Consider the following 9,905-nt stretch of genomic DNA (forward strand, 5'->3'; position numbering starts at 1 on the left):
AATATTTAAAGTCATCAATTACTTTTTTAACTTTGAAATAGTTAGTTAGACATTGGATAACGTTTTTGTGGAGGGTTATTGATTTTTTGTCGGTATTATTGTTGGTTATCTGTTTTTAATTGGCTTTTATTTAGAGGTTTGGGTTTAAGTTTTCCAATTTTTATTTTATGTTGAGGTCTTTTTGGAAGTCTATTATTGATTTGAATTCTTTTGTTTTGTTTGTGTCTATTTTTGTTTTTGCGGTTGTTTGTTTGTTTTTTAGTTGTAGTGTTGTTTTGCCGTATGGGTTGGTGGTTTTGCTGTTTCCGAAGTATGTGAATTGGCCGCAACTACCGGTTCTGTTTACTGCTATTGTCCAGAGTTGGTTGTCTAGTGCTCGTGCGCTTGTTGCTGTTTCCCATGCTGGTTTGAATGGGTTTGGCCAGTTGCTTGGGATTAGGATTAGGTCTGCGTTTTTTTTCTGTAGTTTTCGGGTTATTTCTGGGAAGATTGCGTCATAACATATTATTAATCCGATTTTACCGTATTTGGTTTTGATTACTGGTGGTTCTTTGTTGCCTGGTGTGATTACTTTTTTTTCATCGATGAATAGATGGGTTTTTCGGTATTTGGTTAGGGTTCCGTTTGGTTGTATGTAGATGGATGTGTTGTAGAGTTTTTCTTGGTGTTTTTCGATGTAGGAACCGCATATGTGTGTGTTGTGTTTTTTTGCGAGTTTAGTGAGTTTTTTAGATGTTTCTCCTGGTATTGGTTCTGCTAGATTTTTGAATTGTTTTGGAACGCTGCCTGTTGTGAAGTATTCAGGTAGGCAGACTATATCTATGTCTCCTAAATCACCAACTAGTTTTTTCACTGTTTCTATGTTTTTCAGTTTCTTACCTGTTTTTATATCCATTTGGATTAAGCCAACTGTGATCTCCATAATTAATCATACCATGTTAGTTGTTAGGTTTTTAGAGTTGTTTTTCTGCAGTTTCTGTTACGTGTTTTCCACTTACTTCTTTTATTTTTTTAGATAACTGGATTGCTGATTTGATTTCTTGTTTGGTTAAACCAGCTTCTAATGCTTTTTTGGTGTGGTGTTCGATGCATGGGGCACAGTTACTCCCTATTGAGGCACCTATTGCAACTAATTCAAGTTCTCTTTCATTTAATTCGGACATGGATATCTACTATTAGGTTAACTTAATGATTAGATATAAACCTAATTAATTGAATTTAATACACCAACTAAAAGTATATTTAGCTGCTATTATTGTATTGAGTGGTTTTATGGATAGAAAGCGGTTGTTTGTTTTTGTGTTGATTGTTTTTTTGATTGGCTCTGTTGCTTCGACAATGGGTTGTTTGGACAGTCCTGAACAAACGGTTGAGGATTTCTACAACGCAATTGAGATGGAGGATGAGGAAGCGATCGAAGAAGCCTTACATGAAAACTCTCCATTACAGATATTGTTTGTAGATTTCATTGGCCTGTGGGATATAGAAGATGTAGAGGTTGAAGAGAAATCGGTTGAGGAGATTGCTGAAGAACAAGTGGTATTGAGTATGTTTGAAGATCCTAAAGAAATCGAAGAGTACATTGAGATGGCTTTAGAAGAAGCGGGTCTCGCTGAGGAAGACGATGAGTTCGCGGTTGTAGAGGTGACATTAACGCTTGATGGTGAAGAGGCTGTATTCACCCATGTTCTTGTCGAAGATGAAGGGGAATGGAAGATATTCGTCTAACCATTTCTCCCTAAACCTTTTTTTATTTTTGTTTTTTAGTTTATGTTATTGCCTGTATGTTTTCTAGTTTGGCTTTTACTACTATCCGTAATATGGCTCTATAAAGTCAATTACGTTGGTTATTGCTTTATTCACCGTTTTTTTATTTGATCTCGTTTTGATAATTTTCTTAATAGTTAATTCTCTCCCTATCAACTCACCAACTAGGGCTTCAAATTAAATTGGGATTGAACTTACCAAGGTAACAGGACATAACATGATATATTTCATTTTATAGTTTAATCGCTTCTATAACACTGGAGTTCGTTCATGGATATAAAAATATGTCATTACTTTGATACCACTTACTTTGATTCCACTTGGGTTCTCGTATGGGTATTCGTTTATGTATGGGTCGTTTTGCTCCTTAAATTTACTTTATAGCCTAATTTTTCGAGTCTATACAAGCTTCGAGAGGTATTCTAACAATTTAAAACCCGGTAAACTTCTAGCTTTTCCAGTCAACTTCGCCTCAAATTTGGGTCTTTATTTACTTCAGACCTATGAAACACCGGTTTTTTCTTAAACCTCAATTGGAGTAATTTCTTTAAAAACGGTAAGATATATAGCTAAAGGTTTTCCAGTCTTTTTTTCTTTTAATGGATATATTATGTAAATTTTTATAAAAAAACACAATAGAAATCGACTAATTATTAGATATTAAAGTTTAATGTAGGTAAAGAGTTTATGGAGGGCATGAGAAACCATCTGGTTTTTATCTGAATCTAACGATAATGATGTGAGTTATATTTCTAGTTTGTGAGGTTATTTTATTTTATGGATGAAAAGGAAACCTTTCTTGGTATCAAGATTTCTGGTGAATGGCATGAGGTAACGGTTGAGTCTGAAAAAGCCTGTATAGTATTGAAAGAACATCTAGGGGAGGAGAGAGTAAGGCAATTTGAGAGGTGGAAGCCACATGAAAACGAAGATATTGAGGATGTTAAAGAGAGAACTATTCAGAACAGTTTAACCAAACATACTAAGGTTGAGGAAAATGGAGAAATCCAAGAAAAAGCTAGAGAGGGGGTTGAAGAGATCAAGAACGGTGATGTGAAAAATGGAACAAAAGACATATTCCAAACAATCAGGCCAATAGAAAAAAATATCTACAAACATATCATCGCAAGATTCAACCCACTATTCTTCAAAAACAAAAAGGTTGAATCCAACATAAAGGAAAAACGGAACCAATACGAAATGGAAATAGCTGTAAACGACGAAAAAGCCCGTAAAAAACTAAAAAAAGAAATGCTCAAAGAAAACAAAGATAAAAACAAAAAATAAACATATCAGTACTACACCCAAACCCTAAAAAAACAGGATCAACAGGCTACATTATAGAAAATATTTTCCCCCTCTAAAAGGAGTGTATATCATTGAGAATGTGGATGATAAACCCGGAGCATATGTGTATACAGCATATCTTAGGTGAACATCGAGAACTACATGCATTAATGGGATCTATAGAGAGAACAAAACCCGGATACAAAGGTTTTGAAAGACATCGCAATAACATAAAAGCTCTTGCTAGAGATGGCTACATTGAATTAAAATCATTGAAAACTCGTCATGAACAATTGGTGGGCTACCTGAAAAATCATAACTCACCTATAGAGGAAGTTCCAACCCTTGAATACATACCTAAAGAGGTTATAGAAGCAGAAGTTAACATAGAGAAATCCAGAAAAGACTTGATAGATAGACCTCAAGCCTGTAGGCCTAATGGAAAATGTAGAGAAAAAATCCTCAACTCAGAGAACACACGATGAACATCAATTTCAAACTATTTTTTATTGATATCGTTAAGTAATGTTACATTGATACTTACATGCTTAATATGTTATCCACACATAATATAGTGTAGTATCTAAAGTTAGTATTTAAGATATATAGTGGAGGTGGTATCTAAATACAACATCCAACAAATACATCAACCCAAACACAAACCCCAATTTCTGAAACACCAAGTATTGTTCTCGAAAAAAAATTTTATAGAAAAATGAGAAAAAGAAGCGAATGGGAAATATACCTCTGTATACTCGAATCACTAAACCAAAACCAGCCAATCAAAAAAACAACCATAATGCACAACGTAAACATGAGCTGGAAACCATTTAACAACCACTTCGGCTACCTAACAGAAAACCAGTTCATCCAAGAAAAAAACAATGAATACTACATAACTGGAGAAGGAAAAAACCTACTAAAAAACCTCCGACAAATCACCAAAACATTCAAAAAAACAATAACATAATAAAAACCAAAAACCACGACAAACACAAACCAAACTGAACGCCTTTTAAATACAGAAATCAAATAAAAACAACCCTAAACACAAAAAAAATACAACAACACAACTTAAAGCTGGACAGAAATCTTCTCCATATACAAACAAAACTTTCTACATTTGATGCAGAGATTAGACGGGTTGGGGACATCCCTAACCCTTTATTTTTTTTATTTATTTTAAATTAATCACTATTATTATTTTTGATAATCATAACCAATTTTAATATATTAATATTCTCTTTTTTCTATATATGGAGCCGAATACGCCCAAACAAGAAATTTCTAAAGACTTTAAGTTAAAAAAACTTATTTCATACTATAACACAGACCAACAGCTCGTTTGGGCGAATGAAGAATACCACAAAGAATTTGGCTTAAAACTATCCGACATTAAAAACAAGGAATGCCATAAAACCTGGATGGATAACGCTAAACCATGCAAAGAATGTCCGGTAAGTAAAGCACTAAAAACAGAAGAAGTAGAAAAACGAGAACTATCGATGGTTGATGAAGATAGTTCCTGGATAGTGCAAGCAACACCAATCAAAAACAATGAAGGAGATATCAATGGAGTGGTTAAAACCGCTTTCAATACAACCTTAATACAAGAAATAAAAGAAAAATACGAGATAATAAAAAAAGCCTCCAACAATGGAATATGCATATTCCAAAACAACGAACTGAAATTTGTAAACAATGCATTACTAAAAATCACAGGCTATACCCGAGAAGAACTAAAAAAATCTAACTATTTCAAACTTATACACCCAGAACACAGAGAGAAAATAAAAAAAGCCAAACAAAAAGCATTGAAAAACCAGTTCGATCAACTCCAAGACAAATACGAACTCCGGTTCCTAAACAAAGACAAAAAATACATATGGATACAACTAAACCTCACCAACATAAAATACAACGGAAAACCAGCAATACTATCCGAAGTAACCGATATCAGCGAAATCAAAAAAGGCAAACCAAGATACCAATCAATGATAGAAAACCTAAATGAAGTAATCTACATTCTAGACACAAAAGCCCAAATAAAATACGTCTCACCCAACGCCGAAGAAATCACCGGATACACCATCCAAGAACTAAAACAAAAAAACTATATAGACCTAGTCCACCCACAAGACGTAAAAGGACGAATAAAACACTTCCAAAAAGCACTATCCGGAGAAGCAGAACCCACAGACTACCGATTCATAACCAAAAACGGAGAAATCCGATGGGTAAGAACACAAGCACGACCCGCAACCAAAAACGGAGAAATCATAGGAGTCCAAGGAGTACTAACCGACATAACAGACCTAAAAAAAGCCAAAAAAAGAGAAGAATTCATCCACTCACTACTAAGACACGACGTCCAAAACAAAATCCAAATAATCCACGGATACAGCCAACTACTCAACAACCTCAACATACCCAAAGAAGCCGAAGAATACATCGAAAAAACCAAAAAAGCAGCAGAAGAAGCAACCGAAATCATAGAAAAAGTCAGAACACTACGAAAAGCACAAAAAGAAGAAATAAAACCCATAAACCTAAACACCGCAATACAAAAATCAATAAACCTAATACAACCAGTCGCCGAAACGAAAAAAATCAAAATAAAACACCAACCAACACAAAAAACACAACTAGTAAAAGCCAGCCCCATACTCGACCGAGCACTCTACAACATCCTAGAAAACGCCGTAAAACACTCCAAAGCAAACAAAATCCAAATACACCTCAAAACAACAAAAAACACAACAACCTGCATCATCGAAGACAACGGCAAAGGCATACCAAACGACCAAAAAAACAACGTACTACAAAAAGGATACACAACCAACCCAAAAAAAGGAACAGGCCTAGGCCTATTCCTAGTAAAAACACTCATAGAAACATACGGAGGAAACATACAAGTAAAAGATTCAAAACTCGGAGGAGCCAAATTCGAAATACAACTACAAAAAACCACAAAAACTACCTAAAACCAAACCAACCCTATTAAACTACAAAACCCTCACACAAACCCCAAATTCTCCAGATAAACACCACACCATACATTCAGCCAACCACATCTTTAAGAATATTCACCCTTCACCTATTTTCTTTTTTTAGCCTTTATTTTTACTTTTATTTTTAGTTAGGTATCTCACTTTTTTGAGTTGGAGGTAAGTATTTTATGATTCTTTATGTATTATTTTGTATTATGAGGGCAGTTTTAGTTATCGATATGCTTAAAGATTTCATTTTAGAGGGAGCTCCACTTGAAGTTGAACAAGCCAGGGACCTTGTTAGTGATATAAACAACCTATTGGACGAGGCTCGTTCTCAAGGAGACATGATTATATTTGTATGTGATAGGCATCGGGAGGAGGATCCGGAGTTCGATGTCTTTCCAGAACATTGCGTTAAAAATACTGAGGGTTCTGAAGTTCTCGATGAACTTGATAAACGTGAAGAAGACATTGTAGTGCCTAAAAGAAGGTTTTCAGCCTTTTTTGGAACAGACCTCGACCTCACTCTAAGAGAAAACCATGTAAATGATCTTGTTGTGACCGGTATTCTCACTAATATCTGTGTGTTGTATACGGTAGCTGATGCGGTTCAGAGAGGATATTCTGTTACTGTTTGTTCGGATCTTGTTGCCTCACCGGATCAAGAGGCGCATGAGTTTTCTCTTCAACAGATGTCTGAGGTCCTTGGGGCAGAGGTGACTGAGTGTTGATTCGGTTAACTCTCTCACTTCTCTAACTATATTATTTTTTTCTAGTTTTCTTTTTTTGTTTTTCTGTTTATTTTTTGAGTAGTGTTTTTGTTGTTGGGTTTTTGATTTTTTTGGTTGTTTTTGAATTTGTTTTTTTATATATGGTTTTTTGTATGTTTTTTATTATATGTTTTTGTTTGGTTGTTTTTTTGTGCTTTTGTTGTGTTTTTTTGTATGTTTTTTGTTATATGTGTTTTTGTGTTGTTGTATTTTTTTTTGTGTTTAGGGTTGTTGTTTTGTAGTGTTTTTTGGGTGGCGAGTTTGGGTGTTTGTACCCCTTTTACCCTTAGGGTCGTGTGTATAAAATCGCTATCTCCAGGGTTTTTATTTTTTATATATAGAGGGGGTGTTCTTGTGGTTTTTGTTCGGTTTTTTTGGTTGTTTTGTTTGGAAAAAATGGTTGTTATGGGGTTTGTTGGAATAGTTGTTGTTTTGGCCTGGTTTTCCTGGTTTTTCCTAACAAGTTTGTTCCAACTTTGTTCAGAATATGGGGTTTCTGTTGTATGTGGGTCCCCTTCAACACAAAAAAACAATCAAAACCCCAAACCCCTACAACAAAAACATATTTATTCCAACAAACATGTAACTTTATATATGCCCAGAAAAGCCAAAGAAGCCAAAAAAGGCACAACAACCATACTAATCAAAAAAAGAAAAAAAGACCACATAACACTATCAAGAGACCCAATGCTAGAACTCTGCAAACGCATATTCAGAAGCAGAAAAAACACCAAACGAGCAAAACAATTCCTAAACGACGTAATAGACCGAAAACAAGAAGGAAACCCAATAAAAACCCAAGAATGGAAAGACTACATAGAAAAATGGCAAATATCAAGATCCAGCTTCTACAACATGAGAAACCAACTAATAGCAGCAGGCCTCATAGAACTCCGTAAAGGCGAATACCACCCCTCAAAACAGTTCTCCAACGACCTCACAGACATGGCCGAATGGTGGGAAACACAAATACAATAAAAAACACCACCTAAAAAACCAACATAGATACCTAACTAGATACACCCAAAACACCCCACCATCTACCTAGATAAAAATAGATGCATCTATAGATACAACACCACCATCTAGATACATCTAGATATATCTATAACATAAAAAAACAATCAACACGAAAAAAACAACCAAACAAACAAAATAAAACTAATAACACAAAAAACCACAAATATACAAAAACAACCAACAACTGAAAAACAAAAAATTTTTCCAAAAAAACCCCTCTATATAAAAAAAATAAAAAACACTATACAAACCACCATATATGGATCTTATCACATGGTAAACCAGTTATCTAAAAAACAAGCTATAATACTTAGGAAAGTGAGAGGGTGGAACGAATATAATAATAGGTTTTTCATTTCGTTAAAAAAAGGTTTTAAAAACGTTATAGATGGATAAAAACCCTATAATCATTTAATTTAAACCTTTATACAATCAAAACCCTCTTCTTTCATTTAAGTATTGAATACTCGATGAACTAAGAGTAATAGTATAAAACAAAGCTTTAGAAAAAAATTAACAGATAGGGGTTTGTGATAAAAGCTCACTGAGTTATCTTTTAACCAGGATATCCTTAAATTGATCCTGATATCTAAAAACCAGATTTACGAGAAAATTGAGATATATTATTAGAATGAATAAGATATGTGTTAATTTTGTTGATTTTGCTTTTGGTTATGTTTTTCCCTGTTTTTATGTTTTTTTGTTGTTTGGGTGATTTATTTTTTCATTAACTTTATAACGCTATGATTTACATTATAAAGTAGTAAAAGTAGTTTTTATCTGTTTTGACCTGTTTATTGGTTTTTACAGATTAGGAGGTTGATAAAATAGTTGATTGGTATGATGATGAATTATTAGGTTATGGCTGAGATGTTATAACCTCTGGTTTAGAAAACGGTATATTGTGTTTATGCAGTTGGTGACGCCTTTGAACTGGGGATAACTGTTATGTCAGGTGATGTATGAGGGATATAGTGAAATTGATATTGAAAATGGTGGTGTTTGAATAACTTTGGAATTTTGTGATGAGTATAGGAGTTGATTGAATATGGAAGAAACTAGTATTGGTTTGGATGAAAACATTGCAGGAGCTTTGGCCTACTTATTTGGTTTTCTTACGGGGATAATTTTGTTGGTGATGGAGAAGGACAATAGGTTTGTCAGGTTTCATGCAGCTCAATCTACTGTAGTTTTCGGAGCTATCTTAGTTTTATTTATCTTGCTTAGTGTTGTGTCGACGGTGTTAGGGCTTATTGGCCTAGGCATTATAACCTTTATATTGTGGTTGTTAGGCATTGTGGTATGGCTATTAGCGATTTTATTATGGCTGTATTTGATGTTTACAGCGTATAAGGGTAATAAAACAGAGATACCTGGTGCCGCAGGACTTGCAGAAAAACTGCTCTGATTTTCACTCTCTTTTTTTTCTTTTATTTTTTTTGTGTTTGTGTTGGATGTTTTTGTAGTTGTTGTTTTTGTTTTCATAGATTGGTGGGTGTGGTTTATTGAGTTTGTTTTTTATTTCCTGGTTTTGTTGGTTTGTTTTTTATTCTATTAGTATGAATGTGTATTGGTTTATTGTTTGGTTGTAGTTTGTTAGTGTTTTTATTGGGTAGTTTGTTTTTTGTATTGTTTGGTAGACGTCTATTCCCATTGCTTCTGGTGTTGGTCTGGCTTTTTTGGGGTGTCTGCAGGTTTTTGGGTTTGCTGTGCATTGTTTGCATTGTTTGCATGGTCCTATGAATAGTGTGTATGCTTTGTAGTAGTTTTTTAGGAATAGTGTGTTTTCTATTTCTATTAGTTGTTGGTTGATTTTGTTTGTCCATTTTGAGTGGTTTTTGGGGTTTTCTAGTTTTTTTGGTATGTGGAGTAGTATTGCTTTGTTGTATTCGTTAAGGAATTTTTTTGTTGTTTTTGTTGTTGGGGTGTGTGGTGGGCAGTGTGCTGCTGTTCCGTAGTTTGGACAGTTTCGGCATTTTATTCGGACCCATTCGCGGACTTCGATTTCTTTTGGGTTGATCCATTTGTAGTTGTTGTAGCCTTTTTCGTGGAGTATTTTTGTTATTTC

Annotated in this window: 11 protein-coding genes (1 of these 11 running past the window's edge); 8 read left to right on the top strand and 3 right to left on the bottom strand. The window is 34.3% G+C overall.

All coding sequences use genetic code 11. The features are described 5' to 3' along the window. Positions 1-160: 160 nt before the first annotated feature. Both AMET1_RS06705 and AMET1_RS06710 read right to left on the bottom strand, forming a co-directional pair. Positions 161-922: a carbon-nitrogen hydrolase family protein gene (locus tag AMET1_RS06705; protein ID WP_086637710.1), complete on the bottom strand. Its 762-nt coding sequence runs from the start codon at positions 920-922 to the stop codon at positions 161-163. A gap of 31 nt (positions 923-953) precedes the next feature. After that, positions 954-1,163, bottom strand: a complete 210-nt coding sequence (locus AMET1_RS06710; protein WP_086637711.1) for a carboxymuconolactone decarboxylase family protein — start codon at positions 1,161-1,163, stop codon at positions 954-956. A 109-nt stretch (positions 1,164-1,272) separates the two neighbouring features. Between AMET1_RS06710 and AMET1_RS06715 the strand changes: the two genes are divergently transcribed. From AMET1_RS06715 to AMET1_RS06755, 8 genes are all read left to right on the top strand, one after another. After that, positions 1,273-1,728, top strand: a complete 456-nt coding sequence (locus AMET1_RS06715) for a hypothetical protein (RefSeq protein WP_143406887.1) — start codon at positions 1,273-1,275, stop codon at positions 1,726-1,728. An 816-nt stretch (positions 1,729-2,544) separates the two neighbouring features. Then, entirely contained in the window at positions 2,545-3,054 is a 510-nt protein-coding gene (locus AMET1_RS06720) for a DUF5828 family protein (protein ID WP_086637713.1), read from the top strand. A gap of 98 nt (positions 3,055-3,152) precedes the next feature. After that, positions 3,153-3,539, top strand: coding sequence for a pyrimidine dimer DNA glycosylase/endonuclease V (locus AMET1_RS08020; RefSeq protein ID WP_236629477.1), 387 nt, complete (start codon positions 3,153-3,155; stop codon positions 3,537-3,539). Positions 3,540-3,769: 230 nt separating this feature from the next. Then, positions 3,770-4,024: a winged helix-turn-helix domain-containing protein gene (locus AMET1_RS06730; protein ID WP_086637714.1), complete on the top strand. Its 255-nt coding sequence runs from the start codon at positions 3,770-3,772 to the stop codon at positions 4,022-4,024. A gap of 286 nt (positions 4,025-4,310) precedes the next feature. Then, positions 4,311-6,038, top strand: coding sequence for a PAS domain S-box protein (locus tag AMET1_RS06735; RefSeq protein ID WP_086637715.1), 1,728 nt, complete (start codon positions 4,311-4,313; stop codon positions 6,036-6,038). Positions 6,039-6,232: 194 nt separating this feature from the next. Then, a complete protein-coding gene (locus AMET1_RS06740) occupies positions 6,233-6,778 on the top strand; it encodes a cysteine hydrolase family protein (protein ID WP_201721311.1) in 546 nt (181 codons plus the stop codon). 633 nt (positions 6,779-7,411) lie between these two features. Next, entirely contained in the window at positions 7,412-7,795 is a 384-nt protein-coding gene (locus AMET1_RS06750; protein ID WP_086637717.1) for a hypothetical protein, read from the top strand. 1,090 nt (positions 7,796-8,885) lie between these two features. After that, a complete protein-coding gene (locus AMET1_RS06755) occupies positions 8,886-9,245 on the top strand; it encodes a DUF4870 domain-containing protein (protein WP_086637718.1) in 360 nt (119 codons plus the stop codon). A 138-nt stretch (positions 9,246-9,383) separates the two neighbouring features. Here AMET1_RS06755 and AMET1_RS06760 read toward each other — a convergent pair whose 3' ends face one another. Then, positions 9,384-9,905, bottom strand: partial view of a DUF2284 domain-containing protein gene (locus AMET1_RS06760; RefSeq protein ID WP_161490815.1) — the 3' portion only. 12 nt of this gene lie beyond the right edge of the window; the window shows 522 of its 534 coding nt (coding positions 13-534); its start codon lies beyond the right edge, outside the window — the gene reads right to left on this strand; the stop codon is at positions 9,384-9,386.

This window comes from Methanonatronarchaeum thermophilum (assembly GCF_002153915.1).
In the GTDB taxonomy this organism is placed as follows: domain Archaea; phylum Halobacteriota; class Methanonatronarchaeia; order Methanonatronarchaeales; family Methanonatronarchaeaceae; genus Methanonatronarchaeum; species Methanonatronarchaeum thermophilum.

Bases quoted from the DNA above. Each gene is read 5' to 3' on its own strand.
- AMET1_RS06720 (WP_086637713.1), top strand. From the start codon at position 2,545: ATGGATGAAAAGGAAACCTTTCTTGGTATCAAGATTTCTGGTGAATGG.
- AMET1_RS06740 (WP_201721311.1), top strand. From the start codon at position 6,233: ATGATTCTTTATGTATTATTTTGTATTATGAGGGCAGTTTTAGTTATC.
- AMET1_RS06715 (WP_143406887.1), top strand. From the start codon at position 1,273: ATGGATAGAAAGCGGTTGTTTGTTTTTGTGTTGATTGTTTTTTTGATT.
- AMET1_RS06750 (WP_086637717.1), top strand. From the start codon at position 7,412: ATGCCCAGAAAAGCCAAAGAAGCCAAAAAAGGCACAACAACCATACTA.
- AMET1_RS06730 (WP_086637714.1), top strand. From the start codon at position 3,770: ATGAGAAAAAGAAGCGAATGGGAAATATACCTCTGTATACTCGAATCA.
- AMET1_RS06705 (WP_086637710.1), bottom strand. From the start codon at position 922: ATGGAGATCACAGTTGGCTTAATCCAAATGGATATAAAAACAGGTAAG.
- AMET1_RS06710 (WP_086637711.1), bottom strand. From the start codon at position 1,163: ATGTCCGAATTAAATGAAAGAGAACTTGAATTAGTTGCAATAGGTGCC.
- AMET1_RS06735 (WP_086637715.1), top strand. From the start codon at position 4,311: ATGGAGCCGAATACGCCCAAACAAGAAATTTCTAAAGACTTTAAGTTA.
- AMET1_RS06755 (WP_086637718.1), top strand. From the start codon at position 8,886: ATGGAAGAAACTAGTATTGGTTTGGATGAAAACATTGCAGGAGCTTTG.
- AMET1_RS08020 (WP_236629477.1), top strand. From the start codon at position 3,153: ATGTGGATGATAAACCCGGAGCATATGTGTATACAGCATATCTTAGGT.